17 protein-coding genes, 1 tRNA gene and 1 pseudogene are annotated in these 22,941 nt (G+C 56.1%); 4 read left to right on the top strand and 15 right to left on the bottom strand.

The features are described from left to right. Positions 1-37 precede the first annotated feature (37 nt). The 11 genes from ACR0NF_RS12930 to ACR0NF_RS12980 form a co-directional block, all read right to left on the bottom strand. Positions 38-1,300: a substrate-binding periplasmic protein gene (locus ACR0NF_RS12930; RefSeq protein ID WP_480472751.1), complete on the bottom strand. Its 1,263-nt coding sequence runs from the start codon at positions 1,298-1,300 to the stop codon at positions 38-40. Between the two features lie 23 nt (positions 1,301-1,323). Then, a complete protein-coding gene (locus ACR0NF_RS12935) occupies positions 1,324-2,103 on the bottom strand; it encodes a PP2C family protein-serine/threonine phosphatase (protein ID WP_480472753.1) in 780 nt (259 codons plus the stop codon). After that, on the bottom strand, positions 2,103-3,101 hold the full coding sequence (locus ACR0NF_RS12940; RefSeq protein ID WP_480778372.1) for an FHA domain-containing protein: 999 nt from the start codon (positions 3,099-3,101) through the stop codon (positions 2,103-2,105). Before ACR0NF_RS12940 ends, ACR0NF_RS12935 begins: the two co-directional genes overlap by 1 nt. 203 nt (positions 3,102-3,304) lie before the next feature. Further along, on the bottom strand, positions 3,305-5,485 hold the full coding sequence (locus tag ACR0NF_RS12945; RefSeq protein ID WP_480472757.1) for a serine/threonine-protein kinase: 2,181 nt from the start codon (positions 5,483-5,485) through the stop codon (positions 3,305-3,307). A 339-nt stretch (positions 5,486-5,824) separates the two neighbouring features. Further along, positions 5,825-7,111, bottom strand: coding sequence for a dynamin family protein (locus ACR0NF_RS12950; protein WP_480778373.1), 1,287 nt, complete (start codon positions 7,109-7,111; stop codon positions 5,825-5,827). Then, positions 7,108-9,147, bottom strand: a complete 2,040-nt coding sequence (locus ACR0NF_RS12955) for a dynamin family protein (RefSeq protein ID WP_480778374.1) — start codon at positions 9,145-9,147, stop codon at positions 7,108-7,110. Before ACR0NF_RS12955 ends, ACR0NF_RS12950 begins: the two co-directional genes overlap by 4 nt. A 70-nt stretch (positions 9,148-9,217) precedes the next feature. Further along, a complete protein-coding gene (locus ACR0NF_RS12960) occupies positions 9,218-10,060 on the bottom strand; it encodes a hypothetical protein (RefSeq protein WP_480472763.1) in 843 nt (280 codons plus the stop codon). Between the two features lie 23 nt (positions 10,061-10,083). Then, positions 10,084-10,485 (bottom strand): hypothetical protein, encoded by a 402-nt coding sequence (locus ACR0NF_RS12965; protein ID WP_480472765.1) that lies wholly within the window; start codon positions 10,483-10,485, stop codon positions 10,084-10,086. Positions 10,486-10,523: 38 nt separating this feature from the next. After that, complete coding sequence (locus ACR0NF_RS12970; protein WP_480472767.1) at positions 10,524-12,182, bottom strand: dynamin family protein; 1,659 nt, start codon at positions 12,180-12,182, stop codon at positions 10,524-10,526. A gap of 8 nt (positions 12,183-12,190) precedes the next feature. Then, a complete protein-coding gene (locus tag ACR0NF_RS12975) occupies positions 12,191-14,191 on the bottom strand; it encodes a dynamin family protein (RefSeq protein ID WP_480472769.1) in 2,001 nt (666 codons plus the stop codon). A 2-nt stretch (positions 14,192-14,193) separates the two neighbouring features. Further along, on the bottom strand, positions 14,194-14,607 hold the full coding sequence (locus ACR0NF_RS12980) for a hypothetical protein (protein WP_480472771.1): 414 nt from the start codon (positions 14,605-14,607) through the stop codon (positions 14,194-14,196). 755 nt (positions 14,608-15,362) lie between these two features. Here ACR0NF_RS12980 and ACR0NF_RS12985 point away from each other — a divergent pair. Then, positions 15,363-15,447, top strand: a tRNA-Leu gene (locus tag ACR0NF_RS12985). A gap of 289 nt (positions 15,448-15,736) precedes the next feature. Here ACR0NF_RS12985 and ACR0NF_RS12990 read toward each other — a convergent pair. The 4 genes and pseudogenes from ACR0NF_RS12990 to ACR0NF_RS13005 form a co-directional block, all read right to left on the bottom strand. Then, a pseudogene (locus tag ACR0NF_RS12990) lies at positions 15,737-16,180 on the bottom strand (IS5 family transposase); the annotation flags it as partial. A gap of 93 nt (positions 16,181-16,273) precedes the next feature. Next, positions 16,274-16,525, bottom strand: a complete 252-nt coding sequence (locus ACR0NF_RS12995; RefSeq protein WP_480472773.1) for a transposase — start codon at positions 16,523-16,525, stop codon at positions 16,274-16,276. Between the two features lie 111 nt (positions 16,526-16,636). Continuing rightward, a complete protein-coding gene (locus ACR0NF_RS13000) occupies positions 16,637-18,139 on the bottom strand; it encodes an aldehyde dehydrogenase (protein ID WP_480778375.1) in 1,503 nt (500 codons plus the stop codon). A gap of 163 nt (positions 18,140-18,302) precedes the next feature. Then, complete coding sequence (locus tag ACR0NF_RS13005) at positions 18,303-19,001, bottom strand: GntR family transcriptional regulator (RefSeq protein WP_480778376.1); 699 nt, start codon at positions 18,999-19,001, stop codon at positions 18,303-18,305. A 131-nt stretch (positions 19,002-19,132) separates the two neighbouring features. Between ACR0NF_RS13005 and ACR0NF_RS13010 the strand changes: the two genes are divergently transcribed. Genes ACR0NF_RS13010 through ACR0NF_RS13020 form a run of 3 tightly spaced genes read left to right on the top strand, consistent with a single transcriptional unit; the run spans position 19,133 to position 22,923 of the window. Beyond that, a complete protein-coding gene (locus ACR0NF_RS13010) occupies positions 19,133-20,482 on the top strand; it encodes a glutamine synthetase family protein (RefSeq protein WP_480778377.1) in 1,350 nt (449 codons plus the stop codon). After that, complete coding sequence (locus tag ACR0NF_RS13015) at positions 20,482-21,792, top strand: NAD(P)/FAD-dependent oxidoreductase (protein WP_480472781.1); 1,311 nt, start codon at positions 20,482-20,484, stop codon at positions 21,790-21,792. The genes ACR0NF_RS13010 and ACR0NF_RS13015 overlap by 1 nt, the downstream gene beginning before the upstream one ends. Positions 21,793-21,840: 48 nt before the next feature. Continuing rightward, positions 21,841-22,923 (top strand): polyamine ABC transporter substrate-binding protein, encoded by a 1,083-nt coding sequence (locus ACR0NF_RS13020; RefSeq protein WP_480472783.1) that lies wholly within the window; start codon positions 21,841-21,843, stop codon positions 22,921-22,923. Positions 22,924-22,941 lie beyond the last annotated feature (18 nt).

A 22,941-nucleotide genomic window follows, 5' to 3' on the forward strand; every position in this document is an offset into this window, starting at 1 on the left:
TCCTCCAGACTTTTGTTTTGCCAGGCCAATTGGGGCCTTAACCATTTTCCATTTGATGGCGCAGGGCGGTTGAAACGATGTCGCGCCACTCGCCTGATTGCTGCATGATCGCCAGACCTTGGTTCAGCGTTTCGAGGATCGCTTCTCCATCTGGATTATCTTTGTGGGTCATGACGTTAAGCGACTTGATTGCCGCCAGATTGGGGTTTTCGATGATCTGATGCTCATAGCCCAGTCGCCCAATGGCCTCGACGGCCAGATGGGCTTCGACCGCAACGATATCGGCCGAACCATCCATCACCGCGTGGAAACAGTCATCAGGTGAGACCGGGCGTATCAACTTGATCGCAGGCTCATAAAGGCCGACCGCATCCATATGCGACAGGGACCATCCCTCGGGTCGGCAGATCGTGGCGTCGACGAAATCTGAATAAGTCAGAGTTTCCTCATAGCCCGAACCAGCCTTTGCGAAGAATGTATCGACCACTTCATAGAAAGGGTTCGAGAAATTGTAGGTCTCGCAGCGGGTTCGATCACTTTCGGACAAGGCCTCAGCTTCTTCGCAATTCGGGCGCGACCACGGGAAGGTCGCATCGAACGCGAGGGTCGGCATCAGCAGGTCCAGATGCGATGACCAATCGTTGACGAACTGAATCTTGTAGGGCTGTTCCGGCGCGGCCCGCAGCATCGCGGTTTCGACCAGATCGGTATAGAGACCCCGGTTCGGCAGTGCCTCATCGGTGAAGGGTGCGTAGTTACCCCCGGTGATCAGCAGAAGTTGACGATCGCGGATTTCGGGACGTTCACCACCATCCGCATTGCGGATCAGCGCAGCACCCTCGGCGCGGGCAGCCTCGATCTCTTTCTTGGCTTCTACTTTGGCCGCGAGGACTGCATCTTCGCTAGCCTTTTTGGCCTCGGCCTCAGCTGCGGCGACGCGGGCCTCGGCCTCGGCGATCGCTTTTGCAGCACGCTCTTCTGCGGCCTTGACCAGTTCCGATGCCATTTCCGCTGCCATGCGGCCCGCTTCGGTATCCGGCAATTCAGGGGCGCGGCCGATATCTTCCAGGCAAGGGAAGGCCAGAATGTCGCCAACACGAATGATATTCGGGTTAGGACCGATGACATCGCGATTCACATCATAGATAAACCGGTAATCTTCGGTGGCGTAGACCTTAATCGCCAGTTCTCGCAGGCTGTCGCCACGCTGGATCTCGTAGGTCGAACAGGCTTCTTGCGCGGAGGCCGCCCCTGTTGCGGCCGCAAGAGCCAGACTGGATATGATCAGATGGGTTCTCATGTTGTCCTGTATCCCTGCCTTGTTTAGTTCTGCGCCGGTTTGACCACGGCGATTGAGATATTGTCCTGATCCGGATCCGCCTTGGTATGCAGCGCCTGTAGAAGCGCATCCGCGATGTCACGTGCCGGGGAATGCTTGTGCTGACGCAGAAGTTCTTCGATCTCGGCATTGCTGAGATATTGAAGCCCATCGCTCCCAAGGATCAGAATATCTGCCGCGCTAAGCGCCAGCGGCTTTTCGGGGCAATCCACCTTTGGAATAGCGGCCCCCATGATGACCGAGGTCAGCTGGTTGCGGTCAGGATGACCCTGCGCTTCTTCCGCGCTCAGCAGACCTTGCGCCAGCTTCGCATCGATCTCAGGCGCCATCGAGTGGTCCTCGTTGATCTGCGACAGAGTCTCGTCACGAAACAGATAGAGAGGGCTATCGCCGATCGAAATCCAGAACAGGTTCTGGTTCACCAGCAAGGTTCCCAGCAAGGTTGATCCCAGCCGGGCCCCGGAGGTTTCGCCATGGCTCGCCACCTCGGCATTCGCCTGTATGGCTGCCATGGGCAGGGCGTCGAGCAGAGCGCCCTCAGTCACGTCATTGCGTTCAAGCTGCGCGTCCAGCGCCTCTTGCCAGGCCGAGATTACAAGTTCGGATGCAACCTCGCCCGCGTCGTGCCCGCCCATACCGTCAGCGATCACGACATAACCCGCATTGGCCGTATCAAAGACCCGCGCGGCAATCGCGTCTTCCTGCGTGTCGCGCTGACCCTGGTCCAGGATCAGAGCAATGTCATATGCAGGGGTCGCCAGCATCAATCAGCATCCCGCCAGTCAAAGCCATCATCGCAGAAGGCGGCAAAGCGGATCGAAGTTTCGCTGATACGGATCAAATCGCCGCTGGACAGAGCAACAGTGCTGAGAACCGGCTTACCGTTCAGCCGCACGAGGTTCGCTTTGCCACCATGTCCCAGATAGCATTTCCGGTCCTCGGGATCATAGGCGATCACAGCATGGTTGCTGCGCGAGATACCGGTATCTCCGAAATCCAGTTGAATGGCCTGATCGTCGTTCCGGCCAATCTGCATCAGACCTTCGGTAAGGGTAATGCACGACCCACGGCCAGGACCGGCTGTGATGACGAGCCAGCCGACGGGGAAAGTCTGCTGCGCAGTTTCCGTCTTGGCAACAGGTTCGGCGGTTTCGATCAGTTCCTGAACATGCGTGTCTGCTCGTTCAAAACCCAGGAATGTGGTCTTTACGCGCGACCGGCGATCTTCGACCGGGGCAGGGGCCGCGACCGGAGCTTCAATGACAGGCGCTGGGGTGGGTTCCGGGGCAGGTTGGGGCTCCTCTGCCACAACCTCCGGCTCCGCTTCAGCTTCCGGCTGCAGCTCGGGCGTTTCTTCAGGCTCAGACGGTGCGGTCTCTTCGACAACCGCGGCAATGATATTTTCCTCTTCGATCTCTTCGACAGCCTGAACTGCATCTTCCGCGCTGAGATGAAGGGTAACGATCGGTTCTTCTTCTTCGACCTCTTCCGGTGCGGCAAGTTCTTCTTCGATCTCTACAGTTTCGACCGTGGATGCATCCTCATCGAATTCGGGCATCGCCTCTTCGGGGATCAACTCGTCTGAGTCTTCGTAGCTCTCCGTCGCCATATTGCCGCCACCCAGCGCAGCGCGCAGAGCGTTGAAATCCGCGATCGGTTCAGGCTTGTCCTCCTGTACCGCTTCGGGTTCTACGTTTTCTTCTTCTTTAGGTTTTCCGGCACCTTCGAGAAGCCGGCTGAGAGGGCTTTTATATTTGAACATGGTGTCGACACCTTCTTGAATTCTGACACGGGTTTCGTCCCGCGGGGCTGCTACAAACCGCCGTGCATCACGCACAGGGGCACTGATGAATGGGAAACATGGAAACTTGTAACTTCGCGCCGGGCCGGTTCCCGACGGGGTGACGATGATGCGCCACCCTCAGCACACACACGCTGGCGATTTTCACAATGAACCGGTTTGAATTACTCCTGTGCCAGCGGCATGACCGCCGAGCTTTCGCCGCCGTTGCGCAGAACACTCAGGCGCGCATCGGGTTGGTTTTCAGACACAAGCTGGGCAAGAACGGCATCCAGACTTTCGGGGCCGTCGATCGCGACGCCGGTCTGAGCCTCACGCAGCAGAATGTCACCAGCCTGCAATTCACCAGCTGCTTCGGCCGGGACAGCGGCTACAACGGTTTGCCAACCGGCGTCCCCCGCATGCCGAACATCGAATGCGTACCCATTTTGCAAGCCAAACATCCGGTAAGCGGGCAAAGCCAGTAACCCGTTTTGCGCCCGGGTCTGACCCAGCGGGCGATAACGCGCGGCGACACGAATATAGCCGTCGGGATCGACCGAGAAATTGTCCAGAATCTGTCCCGCGAGCGAGGCATCTGCCCGAACAGGCTCACCGTTCAGCGTAAAGATCGTAGCACCACGCTGCACCCAATCACCGATCACCGACATATCCTGACCCTCGTCCACGCCATTGATTGCAATGACGTTGCCGGTGGAACTGCGGCGTTTAGACATTGAGAACGGAACTTCGACGTCCCAATGCCCGAATGCAATCTGATCCTGCACCAGATTCACCGCAGTGGTCGGAGCCTCTGCAACCTTGGCAGGTTCGGCCGCCGCCGCGTCAGGCGCCACTTCCTCAGTAGCAATTGGAGGCGTTTCCTCAGTTGGAACCTCAGTAACAACCGGATCCTCCAACGCGGCCTGTGTCTGCTCGACAGGTTGTTCTGGCGTAGGTTGTGGTTCCGATGCCAAAGCGGGTTCGGCCTGTTGCGGCTCTGTCGTGGCTTCGGCGGTCTGCTCGACCGGTTCCGGTTCAGCATCAACAGGCGCCAGAGTGGCCGGTGCCTGCGCTGTTGCTGGGGTTGCCTCGGGCGTCGATTGATTGCCCGACATCACGAAATATCCTCCGGCGGCAAGAGCCGCGACAACGACCGCAACCCCTGCAATCATCTTGCCGCTGCCACCCGAACCGCTTTTGACCACGGTATCAACGGCGGCGACGTTCTGCTCCTGCGGCGAAAACTGTGCCAGCTCGTCTTCGGACTTCTCTTCGTTGCCAAGTGTCAGATCCGCGTTTCCAGCCAGCAGAGCGGTCACAACGGCTTCGGCGTTTTCGCTTTCGGCCTTAATGCGTTCCTTTTCTGCCTGCTCATCCAGACGATCCATACCCACAATGACCGAGACCGGCCGATAGGCAAAAGTATCGAACATGACGCCCGGACCTCGGAACATCCGCAACCAATCCAGAGCGGATTGCAGGCGATCAGTGGTGTGGACTTCCATCGCTTTGTCGATCGCTTCGAGGAACCCATCAGGATAACCTTTGAAACGCCCGGCCAGAGGTTCATAGGGATCGTCTTGCCCGTTATTGAAGGCGTTCAGGCGGGTCTGGCCATCAATCGGGCGCTCACCGCTGATTGCGTGATAGAGCGTGGCAGCCAACACATAAAGGTCGCTGCTTGGACCCTGTTCCGCGCCGCGCACATAGAATTCATGCGGCGAATATCCATCCTTGATCACCCGCAGGGTCAGCAATGCCGCCGATTTGTTGGCCGCCTGTTCGCGCGCCGCACCAAAGTCGATCAGGATCGGTTCGCCGTTTTCATCGATCAGGATATTGTCCGGCGAGATATCGCGATGCAGCATGCCACTTTGATGGATGAACGAGACCGCCGACAGCATCTTTTCAGTGACCTGGACGATGAAGTCAGGGCCGCTTTTGTTTTCAGGGTTCTCGACATAGTCCAGCAGATCGCAACCCCGGATCAGGTCCATCGCGATATAGGCGGTGTTGTTGTCCTCAAATACCTGGTGCACATCAACGATGTTGGGATGGACCAGCCGGGCATGATTGCGGGCTTCCTGAATGAACAGGTCGATGATAGCACGCAAGTCGTCCTTGTGATCGGGATTGGCGGGCTCAACTAAGTCACCATTCCGTTGGCAGAGCGCACCCGGATAGCATTCCTTGATGACTACATCCCGGTCTAGGCTATCGCGTGCAAGATAGGTAATTCCAAACCCACCGTTGCTGAGGAAACGGAGGATTTCATACTGACCCCGCAGCAGCTTTGCGCCCGGTTGCAATCCTTCGATCTGAGGTTCGTCGTGCGTTGCGCCGACAGCCTGGTTGTGGCTCATATCTTCCCGCCCATATTACTCATTGTTGCGGTATGGATAACCAGGGCTTTAGCCCGCGAACTCACAACCAAACACAACCGCAGGACACTTGAGACGGTTAGACGTTTCAAATTTGACTTTATTGGGGCCGCCTGATGGCTTCACTAAGGATCAAAATTTTGTAAACAGCTTATTTTGTGTCTATATCGTTAGTGAATACTATATATTGTAATATACGGTGGAAAAATCTGAAGTCTATCTTCCAGAATTCGCTGTTTGGTCTACGAATTCGAAACAATAACGGATTGATTCTTGCAGCCTCGAATCGCCGCATTGCGGCTCAATTTTAGCGGGAAATTCTTAGGTGCCGGTTCTGGGTGGCGCAGACGCAACCGTGCTTCCAGCCCAGGCGAGGTTGTCGCTGAGCTGTGCGAGGATGCTGATTGCGTCCTTCAGAGGTGCATCGCCGCTCTCGAATTGCAGTAGTAGAAGCAAATCCGTTGCCTTTTCGAACTCTGCTGGAATCCAGTCGGCCTCTGGGTCGATTTCCTGACCGGACTCCAACCGTTCTGCAAAATCCTCGACGATCTCCTGACAGCTTTGAAGGAAGGCTGCAGGTTCGATTTCAGAACTTTCGCGCAGATCGTCATAGATGCTCGCAATCGCAGCCAGCCAGTCCTCGAGAATGGGGTTATCCAAAGGGGGTAGGGCGGATTCCAGGCTGGTGTGAACCGCGTGGCTTTCCGTGCTGAGGGTCTCGGGATCCTCACTTTTCAACTGATCCAGATAAGGCAGGAATTCCTGCGCCAAATCCTTGCGCGCCGCGTCCAGATCATGCTGACGATGATCCAAAGCGATTTGAAGCACCTGCTCGGCCAGATTTTGTCCGCCGCAGGATTCCCAAAGTTCAAAATCAGGCTCGGGCTCGCGCTCCATCGCGCGCACGGCCACAGGAGTTCCAATCGGCACAACTGCACGAAACAGACCGTCTTTTTCCTTGTTTAAGCGCCCAACGACCCGGTCCAATGCATCGCGAACGGGGGGGAGATCGGCGTGTGTAATTGCCAACAGGCTGTTATCGCGCAATTTTTGTGGAACCTTCGACCACAAGTGACGCTCGGTTTCGCGCCACGCATTCGTACCGTTGGTGCACCAGATCGCGCAATCCACATATCTTAAAAGATCCAAGGTTGGCTTATAGGTGTCGTCCAATGCACCCGCACCGGGCAGATCAAACAATGAGATTTCCTGCAGGGCAGGGGTGTTCAACCCAACCGAAATGAAGTCCGGATTGTCGGCCGCAGCTTTTTCCAAAGCGATCCCTGAATAGATTTTGGGCTCCTTGTCCCACCATCCGACAGTGGTTTCCGGGACCTCTGCATAGGCCACTATGACCAAAGGCAGTTTCAGATGCTGCGGCCCCGTCGGCAGGATGTCCGCACCGGCCAGCATATTGGCGAGGCTGGACTTCCCTGCGCCAAACTCCCCGGCAAACCCGATCGACACCGCATTCGACAGCCGCTCGGCATGGGCCAGAGCGCGAGCACGCATCTCGTCCAGCTCAGACGAGGTAGGCTGCTTTTCGGTGACGGTCAAAAAGCGCTCCAACTGGCGCACTTCCTGCTCGGTTCCGGGGAATTCAATCATTCTGCAGCCTCTGCCTGTCGTGTGTCTACGGGTGCGGTTCCATGCACCGATCCCAGCTCATCCGTAATGCGGCGCGCCTGATCGACGGCTCGTTGCGCTTCGGCGCGCGCATTTGTGCCGCTGCCGCTCCGGTGTTCCAGATGTCCGGCCAGCAGCGCCAGATAGTGATCCAGAACAGTTTGCAACCGTTCTGTCAGATCGCTACGGGCGGTGTCCACAAGATCGTCGCCGATCATCTCAAATTCCTGCACAATCATCCGCTCGGCCCGGTTCAGAACACTACGGCGCGAGATCAGGCGGGACAGCCACGTGACACGTAGCTCTACCGTAATACCCCGGGTCAGGGCGCTGGTATCCGGGCGGAACCACCGGACAGCGCTTGTGTTCATACGATTATCCACTGGTTCCTGCCAACCGGGCAGGGCACGCAAGGCCGCGTTGCTTTGCATGTCGACAGCATAAAGCTCGCTCAGCATCCGCTGGCGCACGACCTGCGTTGCACCCTGCACCAGCTCCCGCATCCGTTCGCGCAGAGGGGTAAAGTTCAGCTCGGTCTCGCCATCCTTGGCCAGCAGAGGCGATTGCCCGTCGGGACCGCGAACGACAATCGAGACCGCCTCGGCCACAGTGTCATCCATCACGCCTCGCAGATTGGCCAACACGTTATCCATGTCATTGGTGATCGCCTCGGTCTTTTCGGCAACCATCGCGCGCAGTTCGGCCAGCGTCTGATTGTTTTCATCCGCATCTGCGGTATCCGGTTCGTCCTGCGCCTCGATCGCGCGCAGATGGGCGGTGCTGCGCTCCAGCTCGCCCTGCGCAAAACTGTTCAAGTGCTGCCACGCCATGTGCATTTGTTCCTGGCGAGGCCCTTCGGTCAGCGCCTTAGTGACATGCCGGCGCAAGTCGGGCAGCCCCGAGGCGATCATGGCTGCAAAACGCAATACGCCCTCGCGGCTGATAGGGCCGGGGCCTTGCTTGATCTCTTCCACACCCGACAGATATTGCTTCATCTGCTCTGGATGCGCTCGCAGCCAAGCCAGAATCTCATCGTGATCAATGCCGGTCTCATCCCCGGTCAGCGCGTAATGTGCCCACTGGGCACTGCCCATCAGCACATCGATATCCGAGTTTCCAAGTGCCTGTTCCAGCCCGTCCATCACGTCGGCGCGAACTTTCGAGGCATCGTCGGCACCACCGCCCAGTTCATCCACACGGTTGATAAACACCACGATCTGACCCAATTCCAACGCCTGCATCAGGCGGAACAGTTTCAGATCTGCCCGCGAAAGGGCCTGATGCGCGGACAGGACGACCACGAAGAAATCAGATTCCTTGAGATACTGGCGCGAAATCTCTTCACGGATCAGCAAGGGATCATTAACGCCCGGCGTGTCGGTCACGGTGACCGGATACGGGAAATGGCCAATGTCGAAATAGACCTCGGCCTTACGGGTGATATCGCTGTACAGACCCCGGTCCGAGCCCGGGTCGTGGCCACCTTCTTCGGTTGGATCATCCCCCGCGCACACATAGCGAGCAAGATCATCCGAGGTCAGCTCGTCCAGATCGTGATGCTCGCCCAGCAGGTGCTTATAGCTTTCGCCCAAACGCAGCTTAGCGCGGGTTTTCATCGCTTCGACCTGCTCTTCGATCATCTCGCGCTTATAGCTGTCCTCTTCATCCGGGAACATGTTGCGCAGCTCTTCGCCTTCGGCAATCAGAGCCTGCCATTGGCGGTTGTCAAAGAAATGGAACTCGGCGCCCGAGATCCGACCCGAGGGATGGCCGAAATGCATGTCGGTGATCACGGTGGTCCAGGGGTTCACATCCGAAGGCAGATATTCGGCCTGACCGGTGAAGCCGTTGATCAGGCGCGACTTTCCTGCCTTGATCTGACCGACAAAGGCAATCGACGGCTTCAGGTTCGACAGATCGTCGATGATCCGCGAGATGAATTGACGGGTCTCGTCATTGCTCACCTCATTCATGTCTTCGGCTATGCGAATAAGTTCGCGACGATTCAGTTCACTCATTAGATTTACCCTGGTAACTCGTATTTTAGATTTAGTTTTGCAAAATGGACACTATTTGGCAGGAACGCGGTCATTCGACGGCGGTTTTCAAGGACTTCCAAAGGTTTACAACGGCCCCCAACTTGCGGGCATCATGGACGGCAGCGGCGGTCTGTTGACCGTCGCTTAGTACAGCAAGACCTGCACCCTGACCGCCTGACGGGCGCATGACGATCAGTTGCGGTTGTGACAGGACATCAGATCCATCTGCATTCCATCCGGCAAGATCACGCGCGAAGCGGGATAGCAGATCGGTTCCGGGATGTGCAGGTTGATCCGGCGCGCAGATGCCATCGAAAGAGTGCTCCTCAGCATCTCCGATCAGGACTCGCCCAAGAGCAAACCGCTCAGATCCCGTGTAAAACTGCATCGCTATGTCGGATTCAGGCTGCTGATCGGTATCGGGCTCGGGGTCAGGCACGACTGACATGCGAGGCTCATCAGAGATGTCGATTTTATCGCAGGCGGCTTCAATCTCAGAGAAGGTGATACCGACATCGTCCGCCTCAAGCGCGGTATCAGGGCGCAGCGACACCATCTCCAGCGGGCCAGTGGCCGTCGATATGTCCGTCACCAACTGGGCCAGTCGTTCCGTCAGATCTTCACGAGTTTCGGTTCCGAAATCCGGCACAGGCCCCGAGGCGCAGGTGAAAACTTCGGTGATCCGCGAGCTGTTGACCTCGATGGCCAATACCGCGCCATCCGCAGCAGTAAATTCGATCCGCCGAGGCAGGATCGTACGTCTGATTGTGCCCAGAACCTGCTGCCTGCGAGACTTGGCATTGTCACCCGCAAGAAAGGTCACCGGCGACAAACGAGCCACCGACGAACGCCCGATGTCTTCGAGCAGTTCCAGAATTTCGCTATCCATCATACCGTGACCCCCTCTGGTCCCGTCTAAACCGCCGCCGCTACCGGCCCGAGGCTGAGATGTGATTTCGTAAGTGCAAGTCCCACGTTCGTATTGTTGCGACAGATGTAGCACACCACATGATCAGGATATTTCTGCGTCCTGAGAAAGATGTGCAGACGATCTTCAGAAAACACCGCGATTTCCCCAAATCCCGGATGCTCAACGTCGTCAATCTGAGCTGTCCGCAACAGCTCCTCGAACCCTTTGACGCCCCGCCCTTGGAACAGGTTCGCCACCGCAAGTGCCAAATGATCCAGTGCATCTGCGCTGTCAGAATCTTCGGCGCTGGTCCCCAACAACATCCCGGTTTCCATATCGACATACCCGGCTGCAACGCAGTCGGGTATCGTCTCGATGGCCGAACTCAAAGCAAGCTCAATCGACATATCGTCACCTGCCTTCGTGTCTTGAAATCAGGTTCGGATCAAACCGCATGCCATTCCGCTCCGCCACTGTCGGTGTGTTTGGGAACAGCGCGCAACACCTCTTTGTCCTTGCGCGCGCTGTGTTCGCGGGCGATCTGATCGAACTCGGTCAGGAAGGCGGCAAAGGCGCTTTGCAGGCCTTTTGCATCATCCGGCAGTGTCTCGCTCGCGACAATTTCATTCCACATCGCAAACGCGCTGGGTTGTGTGCCTGGCGAAGCGTTCATCGCGCTGTCCGCGGACGGAGTGGCCTCTTCAGCTTCGTCGATTTCCGCATCCGATAGCTCAGCGTTCACGGCAACAACGCGTACCGACGTCAGTGCATTTGACTCCGGCTCTGGCTCATAGTCTTCGTCCTGCGCTTCGTCCTGTTCAGCAAGCAGTGCAGTGATCGAAGACACTGAGGTTGCGATGTCATCCTCAGAGCGCTGCTGGTCATCTGCGCCTTCTTGGCCCTCTACCACCGTCTCCTGCGTTTCCCGTTCGTCGGCATCGGGGCCCAGAACGATCAGCTCTGCCTCGGCGTCATCTTGTTCATCGTCGTCTTCGACGAAGTCGAACTCATCGACATCGGTAACGGGATTTGCCAATAGGTTGAGATCAAGCAGTTCCTCTTCTTTTTCAGCGAAGAGGGCGCGCAGATCTTCCTCGGCCGGTTCTGCTTCAGCTTCCATTTCGGCCCGCATGCGCTCTGCTTCGCCCGCATCGATGCGGGGACGTTCAGCCTCGTCCGAGCGGCGTTCCACCCGTACGGGGCGCACCGGGAAGCTGGTGACTACATCCACTTCATCCACAGGCTGATCTACCGGATCAACAAGCTTGAGCGGTGCCTCTTCCTCTTTCCCAGCCGGGCGCAAAGGCTGCACTTTCTGCGCATCTGGCAGAGATTTGTCGATCTGGTAACGCGCCAGCATGTCGGCACGGTTGTCCATGATCTGTTCCGTGATCTCAAGGAAGCTGTCCACCATCTTGCCGCCACCGCTGCGTGACCAAAGCTCGGCATCGCCGGTCTTGTCACGGGCCAGAATAGCGTCGCGGGCAGAGAACAGGATTGTGCGATTGAACAGATGCCCGGCTTCGCGGTTCACGCGGCGCAGGACTTTCTGGCGATCCTTTTGGTTCAGCGCGTCCGCTCGGGTCACCAACAACAGCGATTTATGCTGCAAACGTTCTGGCAGGGACACCCACGTGGCGCGCTCAGTTTCACGCCAAGCTTGTGTCGAATGAGTACACCACAGGACGCCATTGGCCTGTCCAACGGCACGCTGCCACACATCGGTCGAGATTTTCGGATCCGAAATACCGGGCGTGTCGATCAGGTCGACGGCCTCAAGAATGTCGGCCTCAAGAAAAATCCGTACAAATTGCGCGTCATTGACGCCGACCTGTTCAAGCTGATCCAGTTCGATCGTCTGCGTGCTGCCATCGTGGCGTTTTATATATGCCGGTCGATTACCCCAACTGAACCAGATCGGCGGCAGCTGCGTCGCTGTAACCTGCGTCGGCAAGGCTTGCTTACGCAAAAGAAAATTCATCAGCGTGGATTTGCCTGCGCTGAACTCACCCATAAGTGCAAACACAGGCTTGCGCCGGGACCACTGCTCGATGCGGTTCCAGGCCTTGGGAGAGACGAAGCGGGTTTGTGATTCTTTTACCATAACTCTTCTTATGCTGCTTCGTTACTAAGGTCTTTCAGGATGTCACCCAGAATATCGTCACGCGACTTCTGCGGCTTCTGCTCGGCCACCTGTGCCGCAGCCCTGTCTGGCGATTGCGAAATACTGAGCAATGTATCTTTCTGCTCAGCCATGAAATCGGTCAGGGTAGCGCGGACATTTTCCAAAACGGCTGCAATCTGGTTTTCCTCGATATCCTTGGTGATCGAGTTCGCCTCTGACGCTATCAGGCGCGTGTAGTCCGCCGCATAGGCTTCGAACCCTTTGCGTTTTTGCCACCATCGGCGCCACCATGTGCTTTGCAAATCCAGCGCAATGGTGCGGCCAATCCCCAAAGGTGGCGGGACACGCGGTACGATGGGTGCTTCGATATTGAACTCACCCAGATGGTTGCCCAACAGCTTATGATAGAGCGCTTCGACATCCGCAGCGGCGGCGGCATACAATGCACCGGCATCCTTCCGCATCGCGCGTGCAAAGCTGAAATAGGCCGCTTTCTGCAAAGTGCGCAGACCTGCGGGATCATATTGCCACGTCCCCTGCTCCCCATTCTGTTCCAAATGAGAAATCAGCGAATCCGTCGCGCGTTTGACAAAGTTTGCCTCGGCTGAGGCCAGTCGTTCCAACACCTTGTCACGCAGTTTGCCCGTAAGTTCAGCGACTTTCTTTTGGTATTCGTCGGACACCGTTGCGATAGCATCTTCCGGTGATGCACCATCTAGATCGCGGACAATGCCGTCTGTGCTGGATAGCGTCTTGGCGACTGCGGTCGCTCGAATCTGGCTGGCAATGTTACGCGCACGGTGGCGGACGCGATCCAGAAGGCGGCCCCCCGCCCCTTCGGCAATCCGTTCATTCATTGCAAGCAACAGATCAGGCAGTCCCGAAAGCGCCCAGATCTTGTTCAATGACGCGGCCTGATCACCAAACCCGGCGGCAAGATAGAATGTGTTCAGCGCCTCGCGCGATTCCTCAGTCAGAATGTCCGGGTTTCCGGTCAGCGCGGCCTCGGCCCACAGCGCACTGCCGAAAACAACGCTGGTGTTGGCGTCGATATTGTTCTGCTTCAGTGTGTCCTGAATGCGATCCCGAATCTCGGGCACCTGGGTAACCGGGTCGGACAGTTCATCGATCCGGTTTACGAATAGAATGATCTGGCGATTCTCAAACTGCGCGATGATCCGCATCAGCGCCATATCCATGGTGGTCAATGCCTGACTTGCCGCCAGCACCACGACACAAACCTCGGACCCTCGCAAGCTGCGCAGCGTAATCTGCTCGCGCACCATAAACGTGTCATTGACGCCGGGCGTATCGCACAGCTTCAGCGAGATCGGATATTGCGGGATATCCATGAACAATTCAGCCGACTTCGTGACGTCGGCGAAGCGACCGGTCTTGGGGTTGATGTCCGGATCGTCTTCATCCCCAAGACAGACATAGCGCTGGATCAGCTCATCGTCGAAATAGTCGTACTGGTGGCTTTGACCCAATATCAGATCAAAGTGCTTACCCAGGCGATCTTCGGATTTCGATTTCATTTCAGCGATCTGGCGACGGATATCATCCATCTCGTCATCCGCACCGGCACGATTGGCAAGCTCACCAAGACGCCCACCGCCAACCATCAGGTTGTCCCATTCTTCCTGCTCGAAGAAGGTAAATTTGGACCTGGTATCGCCCTCAGTCCGGGTGTTGATGTTCAGGGTGGTAACAACAGATGTCCACGGGTTCACATCCGAGGGCAGCAGGTTCGGCCGACCCGCCAGAATGTTCACGATCGAAGATTTCCCTGCCTTCACCTGCCCCACAAGCGTGACGCTTGCAGTGAAATTCTCCATCTTGGTTTTCAGCGCCGCCAGCCGCGCCGAGGAGCGCGCATCCGCCACCTCTGTCAATTGATCGATCTGTGTCGTCAACGAGGACATTGCCTCTGTCATCTCAGACAGAGCCTCGTTTCCTACAGACAGAAGATGGTCGTTGCGCGCCATATTTAGCCTCCGGTGCCAGTTGCGGCGATCTGGTCCCCTGCCCCGTCCGGCAGGCTCGCAAGCGTGTCGATACGTGCGATCAGGTCCAGCGCATTACCGAGGATTGCAGCCTCGGAACGTGGGGAAATTGATTCATAAGCCAGGGAATCAGCCAAGATTTCGATCGAGCTGAAGCCCTCACCATTTTCCAGACACGCCACGCGGCGTCCGGTTGGGAAGTCCTGGGATTTATGTGCAGGCAGCGGCATGCGGGCATTGGCCAGCAGGTATCGATTGCCTGAATGGGTACGAAGAGCGATTCCGAAACCCGTGCCAGGATGCTGGCGATTAAGGGTTTTCAGCTCGCCAATGAAACTTTCGCGTGCAAGACCTACAACGTCTTGCTCGGAGGCAGCGGTTTTGATCTGGTTGGTCACGACAGAGACCCTTGTACTGGAGTTGAGCAAAAACTCGTACGGTGCCAGATGGCAAAAAGACTCATTAACTCCTGCGCTTAATCAATTACGATCACCACGGTGTTATTTTGACGCGAATAAGATTTTTTGGCGTTTGAAATGTGGCGCAATTGTGGTCGCGCCCCATAGAAATGCCTCAACCAATGAGGGAGCGACATTAGGCTCACCGCCCGAAATCCAGCATGCTTGATGTGCTGACTTTGTTTCAGATGCAGGTCAACAGGTGTGTCTAAAATTATGCGTAGATTCATATAATAACCATATCTATCAGGACTCTAACCCTTAGACCTCTCTACTCCTCTCAAAGCCTTGGCAGTCAAGAAAAGTCTCGCAATACGATCGCTTGGAAATATCCGGAAGCGATGCTCGGCTTGGTAAAATCAGGTATAATCTACCTAAAGTAGTAAAAAATACACTAGAAGATTGCACTTTGTTTCCATATTGGAAACGTAATTACGACCAAAGAGTTACGAATTAGTGTGTGGATTTGATTTTACACGCTATACGAGGTGGATTGACGCCAAGGAACGATTGCTTCCAACGCAAATACGATAGCATGCAACAAGCTGGCATCCAATCTGGCCCATAAAACGCCCATCCAGCGACTGTTTCCCAATGCCCCAAACATAATCTTGCGATGAGTTAAATTTTACCTCTCGCCCTCGCCCAAAAGCTTTGCTATTCAGCGCCTCACAACGGTGCTTCGGCACCGGATTGCGGGTGTGGCGAAATTGGTAGACGCACCAGATTTAGGTTCTGGCGCCGCAAGGCGTGGGGGTTCAAGTCCCTCCACCCGCACCATATCCCTTAAAAATTCGCATAATTATCAACATATTGCGTTTTTGAATCTATTTTCAGCCACCCCTTGGCCCACCTTTTGAAAAACCCATTCTCAACTTCGTTGTTTGCTATCCTAAAAATCAGCGCAAGTGCCAACTGCGGTATACGAAATTGGTTTTCTCGAAGCCTTGCGACAACTTCACCTCAGAATTGGCAGGCCTTAACTGACAGAAAAGTAGGCTGATTCTTGGGCCCAACACCTCAAGCTGAAGGACTTTTCTTTAGTTTTCACGTTCGTCCGAAACCTAGGTCATGTTGACAAATGGCGGAACCAAAGGCGGATAGATGTGATATCGACGAAGCCAAGGTAGTTTTCGGCAGTTTTGTCGTATCGCGCGGCGACACGGCGGGCATTCTTGAGTTTGTTGAAGCACCGTTCAACCATGTTTCTCAGCTTATATAGCCCACGATCCACACCGACCCACATCTTTCGTGTCTTGCGCATTGGGATTTGAGTGAGAATATCGCGCTCGCTCATGGTTTTGCGAATGCGATCAGCATCATAGCCCCGACCAACGAGCAGCACCGGAGGTTCGGTGAGGTTGTCCGCCATCACAAGATCAAAACCCAGATAGTCCGATGTTTGCCCCGGTGTGATGTCTGTTCTCATTGGTAGTCCATGGGCGTCGACGCGGAGGTGGATCTTGGTCGTGAACCCACCTCTTGAACGGCCAAAACCTTGTCTCGTAGTCCCCCTTTTGCACCCGCCGCCTGATGGCGGGCTCGAATAACAGTGCTATCAACCATTTGGAGCGCGTCTGGGACAGTTCCGCTTTGGTTCAATGCCTCAAGAATATCCTCCCAAAGGCCCGCCAGCGTCCAACGTCGGAATTACCGGTAAACGCTGGACCATTTGCCGAACTCTTCGGGCAAGTTTCGCCAGGGGTGATCCGGTGCGCGCGATCCAGAATATCCCATCTAAATCAAGACGGTGATTGGTCGGTCTGCGTCCATTCGGGGAACGGACCGAAAGGATGAACCGTTCAAAGAACGCCCACTCCTCGTCCGACATTAGGTTTCGTTCCAAGCTGGTCTCCATTGCACATACCGGCTTGAATCATGATCAGCAGGCGCAGTGAACCCCTTTTGTCAACACGACCTAGGACGAGATAGAAACTCGCCTTCTAGAAGTCGAAACTCACAACGCAATTTATCTTTCGCTTACATTCATCCAAGTCGTTTTCAACTCGGTATATTTGTCGAGCGCATGGAGCGACTTGTCCCGACCGATGCCGGATTCCTTGAAGCCGCCGAACGGTGTGGTCATGTCATCGCAATCATAGCAATTAACGTATACAAGACCTGCGCGAATGCTCTTGGACACTTTATGCGCCGTCGCAAGATCGTCAGTCCAGACCGCTGAGGCCAAACCGTAGCAGCTGTCATTGGCCACCTTGATCGCCTCGTCCACAGTATCAACTGGGATTACAGTCAGCATGGGACCGAAGATTTCTTCCTGTGCAATATGCATGTCGTTTGTAGCATTATCGAAGATTGTCGGTTCGATATAGCAACCGCTAGTTTCGCGGTTGACACGCTTGCCGCCGATGGCCAAATCGGCACCGTCGTTGCGCGCGTGGTCTACGAATTCCATGACGCGATCTGTGTGACGTTCATCCACCAGTGCACCCATGTTGGTTTGGGGATCCAGCGGGTTGCCGGGGACATAGGTTTTGGCAATCTCAACCAATGTCTCGACAACCTGATCATGGATTGCGCGTTCGACGACAAGGCGGCTTGGGCAGGTGCACATTTCACCTTGGTTGAAGAAGGCCGAATGGGCCGAGGTTGTCGCGGCATGTTCTGCATCGCGATAGCTCGACAGGATGATATTCGGGCTTTTGCCGCCCAGTTCTAGGCCCAAACGTTTGAGGTTGGACTGGGCCGAGTATTCCATGAAATACTTACCAACTTGGGTCGAACCGGTGAAGAACAGACCGTCCACATCCATATGCAGACCCAAGGCGCGCCCAACCTCTGGGCCGTTGCCGGTGACGACATTGAAGACACCCGGAGGAATGCCTGCTTCAAGCGCCAGTTCGGCTAAGCGGATAGCGGAGAGCGAGGATTGTTCGGCGGGTTTTAGAATGACCGAGTTACCGGTCGCTAAGGCCGGTGCGACCTTCCAGGCGGCCATGAGCATTGGAAAGTTCCAGGGCACGACAGCCGCTACCACGCCCAGCGGTTCCTTGGTGATCGTGGCGAATGTGCCTGGGGCGGTGGGGGCAACCTCGTCATAAATTTTGTCGATGGCCTCTGCGTACCAGTCGAAGCAGTTCGACACGGCACGTACGTCTATTGAGGTGCTGTCCGAGATCGGTTTGCCCATGTCGAGAGTTTCCAAAAGGGCGAGTTCGTCGCGATGGGCGCGGATCAGATCGGCGAGGCGGCGTAGCACAAGTTTACAGTCTGCCGGGGCCTGCCTTGACCAGCGCCCGTCTTCGAAGGCAGCGCGGGCGACCTTGACGGCGCGGTTGACGTCTTCTTCGCCACCGCAGGCCACATCGGCAAGGTGTCGGCCATCCACTGGGCTGATGGAGGCGAAGGTCTTTCCGGAGGCCGCACTGACGAAGTCGCCGTCGATCAGCATTTGTGAGCGGATATCAAGGGTGGCTGCTTTATTCTGCCAGTCGGTAAAGGTCAGTTCGGTCATGGCGCGTCCTCTGCAGCAAAATAGATATCGCATCTTATAAAATGATATCACAAAAAGTCAACTGAGTGTAAAAGTTGTACCCAAGATCGCGAATCTTGGACAAAAAACAGCAGCAGGGCGCCGTATATGACGCCCTGGAAAAACTGGTTAGGGGGAGATTGGCCTAGGCTTCGCCCGCCATTTGGGTCAGAAGCCTCCGCCCGTTGCGACTCATGCCTTCGCGGATATCGCTTTCGGTGGCGACAACTAGCGCGGCCGCATCGCGAGTCCTGAGCGCTGCGAGGATCTCTTTGTGGCGATCGACAAGGTAGTATTCCTTAAGCTGCTCGATGACCTGCCGTTGGAACGGTCCGAGCTGGAGCCAGACACTTTCGATCACCGGCATAGAGACTTGGTTGGGGTTGACCGTATAGAGCGTGCGATGGAATTCCTGATTCAGGATCGTCAGGCCGTCCAGGTTGTTCTCCTCGATCTCTGCATCCATCGCATCATCGATTGAGCGCATTCTATCTATAATGATATCAGATACATAAGGGAGCGCACGTTCTGCGGAATGCACTTCGAGAGCAACGCGCAGCGCCACGAGTTCCTCGAAACGGCCAAGTGTCATACGAGGTACGGTCATGCGCCGATTCTGCATGACTTCGATGGCATGTTCCGAACTCAGACGCCGAACAGCTTCGCGAATTGGGGTGGGGCTGAGCTTCAGGGCTTCGGCCAATCCGCGCATCGTCAAGGTGGTTCCGGGGCGAATCGCGCCGATCATGATCGCATGGCGCAGGCGTTCATACACATATTCCTGGGTGGTCAGATCCTTGTCTGAGCCGAATTCAGGGATGATCAAATTCTGATCCTTTGGCATGTGCTTACCCGAGTGGAACTTTCGATATTTGTGACAGTATTCGAAAAAATAATTGACTCAAGTGCAAAATGGCATCTAAAAATTATAAAAGATATCACAATATAAAATACGATATCACTACGGAGGAAAAGATGACCAAGGCGGACTTAACCAAATGGCTGGATGATAAGCCTGAGATCGAGTCGATCTTTGCCTGTGTGAGCGATCTGAACGGGACATTGCGCGGTAAACGCGTGCCAGTTGAACAGGCAGGTAAAGTCGTCGAGGGCGGCATGCGGATGCCGCTCTCGGTGGTAAGTGTCGACGTCTGGGGCGAGGATATCGAGAATAGCGAATTGGTTTTCGAGACTGGTGACTCGGACGGTCTGTGCGACTTCACCGGGCGCGAGTTGCTGCCGATCACTTGGTCGGAGCGCCCCACCGCGATGGCGATGCTGTGGATGCGCCGTGAAGACGGCACGCCCTTCACTGGCGATCCGCGTCGCGCATTGGGGGGTGTTGTTGACCGGTTCAAGGCGCGTGGTCTGACCCCTGTGGTAGCGACTGAGTTGGAATTCTATCTCTGCGATCCGTCGGGTGATCGCCCCGCCCCCCCGCGTTCGCCGGTAACCGGTAAGCGGCTAGATTCTGATGGCGTGCTGTCGCTTGATGAGTTGGAGCATTTCGATGGCTTTCTGAATGACGTCTATGACGCCTGTGCCCAGCAGGGCATTCCGGCGGATGCGGCGATTTCCGAGAACGGCGCGGGCCAGTTTGAAATAAACCTGATGCATTTGGATGATCCGCTGCGTGCTGCTGACGATGCGGTGCTGTTCAAGCGTCTGGTCCGGGGTATAGCCCGCAAGCATGGCTTCGCGGCATCTTTCATGGCCAAACCCTACGGCGACCGCGCCGGAAGCGGCTTCCACGTGCATTTCTCACTGCTTGATGAACAGGGCAATAACGTCTTCGACAATGGCGGAGAGGAAGGCACCGAAACAATGCTGAACGCCGTGGCGGGCCTTTTGGCGACGATGCAGGAAAACACCCTGACCTTCGCGCCGCATGCCAATTCCTATCGTCGCCTTCTGCCGGGCGCACATGCGCCAACGGGGGTGGCCTGGGGTTATGAAAACCGTACCGCCGCAATCCGTATCCCGGGTGGCAGTCACAAGGCGCGGCGGATTGAGCACCGGGTCGCCGGGGCCGACGCCAACCCCTACCTTGTTTTGACCAGTATTTTGGGCGGCGCCCTGATAGGGATCGAACGCAAGATGACCCCTGCGCCGGCCATCGTAGGTGATGCCTACAACCAGGATATTGAGCATCTGCCGCTGGATTGGGCTACCGCGATCGAAGCGTTTCAGAAAGGCGGACACGTCGCCGAGATCTTCTCATCCCGGCTTCAGACCATGTTTGTCGAATGCAAACAGCAAGAACTCAGGAAATTCTCCCGCCAAGTAACCGACTTTGAATACCACTCTTACCTGGAGGTCGTGTGATGAACGCCATGACGAATTCCTATGCCGGAGACGGCCGGCACACAACGAGCTACTATGCCGCCTCGGCCAATCCGTCGCCGAAGCGTGCCGAGTTGCAGGGTAACAACGAGATTGATGTTTGTATCATTGGCGCGGGATATAGCGGTCTGTCCACCGGGCTGCACCTTGTCGAAAAAGGCTACAAAGTTGCCATCGTTGAGGGCGCTCGTGTGGGTTGGGGCGCATCGGGGCGCAATGGCGGTCAGATCGTTAACGGGTTGAATGCCAGCCTTCAGACGATCAAGAAACGCTATGGTCAGGACACCGCGACCTTTGTTGCCGGTCTCGTGCAAGAGGGTGGCGAGATCATCCGTGAACGGATCAAGACGTATGAAATCGACTGCGACCTGAAAGAAAAGAACATCTTCACCGGTCTGACCAAGGCGCATATGCGCGAGTTGGAAGAGCGGATGAACCTCTGGGCCAGTTACGGCATCAAAAACCAGGAGATGCTCGACAAGAACCAGCTGCGCGAGCACATCAATTCCGACCTCTACGAAGGTGGCCTGATCGACCATTCGGGCGGCCACATGCACCCGCTGAACCTCGCGCTTGGTGAAGCGGCGGCGTTCGAAAAGCTGGGCGGTACGATCTATGAAATGTCACCGGTGACGGACGTAGACACTGATGCGGCCAAGCCTGTGATCAAGACAGCCAAAGGCACGATAACCTGTAAGACGCTGGTTCTGTGCGGTAACGCCTATCTGGGACATGTCGTTCCCACACTGACCTGGCGCGTTATGCCGGTGTCGACCCAGGTGATGGCGACCGAACCGCTGGGTGAAGAGCTCGCGCATTCGTTGCTGCCGCAGGACGCCTGTGTTGAAGATATCCGCTACATCCTCGACTACTACCGCCTGTCGGGTGACAAGCGCATGCTGTTTGGCGGTGGCACCGTTTACGGTGGCAGCGATCCAAGCAATATCGAGGCCAAGCTGCGCCGCAACATGGACAAGGTTTTCCCGCAGCTCAAAGGCGTCAAGATCGACTATGCCTGGAGCGGTAACTTTGCCCTCTCGTTCAGCCGCGTACCCCAAATGGGTCGAATCGGGCAGAACACCTACTTCGCCCACGGCTATAGCGGACACGGCGTGACCGGCAGCCACACATTCGGGCGTATCCTGTCCGAAGCCATCGACGGCGATCTGACCCGTTTCGACGTGTTCGAGAAGGTGCCGTGGTATCCTTTCCCAGGCGGTCGGATGTTCCGCGTACCGTACTCGATGGTTGGATCGTGGTGGTACGCCGCACGCGACAAACTGGGCGTCTGATTTTCCAACTCAAGTCTCAAAATCTTCAAAATCCAAAGGGAGGATTCCATGAAAAACCTTGCAATCTTTTGTTCGACACTGGCCCTGACCGCAGGCGCGGCCATGGCCGAGGGTGAGTTGAACGTCTACAACTGGTCGGACTACATCGCCGAGGACACCATCGCCAATTTTGAGGCCGAAACCGGAATCAAAGTGAACTACGATGTGTTCGACAGCAACGAAGTGCTGGAAGCCAAGATGCTGACCGGTGCCAGCGGCTATGATGTTGTTGTGCCTTCGATCGAATTCATGGCGCGCCAAGCGCAGGCTGGTGTATTTGCCGAAATCGATAAAGGCGCGCTTAGCAACTATGGGAACTTGGACCAGGGTATCCTGGACGTGATCGCGGTCAACGACCCCGATAACAAATACGGCGTGCCCTACATGATGTTCACCACGGGTCTTGGCTATAACGTCGACAAGGTGAAGGAACGCATCGACGAGGGCAAGATTGGCAGCTGGGACATGATCTTTGATCCCGAAACCGCCGGTAAGCTGGCCGATTGCGGTATTGCCGTCCTGGACAGCCCCTCCGAGATCATGGCGCCCGCGCTAAACTATCTGGGTCTGGACCCCAACTCGGAAGACAAGGGTGATCTGGAGAAAGCGACCGAGTTGTTGATGGCGGTGCGACCGCACATCCGTTACTTTCATTCGTCGCAATACATCAACGACCTTGCCAATGGCGATATCTGTGTCTCGGTCGGCTATTCGGGCGACGTTCTACAAGCGCGCGACCGTGCCGCCGAAGCAGGACAGGGCATCAACGTGGCCTATGCCATCCCGGCTGAGGGTGGTCAGGTCGGTTTTGACATGCTGGCGGTGCCCGACGATGCACCGAACCCGGAAAACGCACTGAAGTTCATAAACTACATCCTTGAACCGCAGGTTGCAGCCGCGATTACCAACTATGTCTACTATGCCAATCCCAACACGGCCGCGACCGAGTTCGTTGTGGAAGAGGTGGCCAGTGATCCGGGCATCTATCCTCCCGCTGATGTCGCAGCGAACCTGTTTTCGCTCAAGCCGCACAGCTCGCGCTATGACCGGTCGCTGACCCGCGCCTGGACCACAATCAAGACCGGACAATAACCCGGCAAACATTGCCGG

Source organism: Ruegeria sp. CF4 (assembly GCF_056537345.1).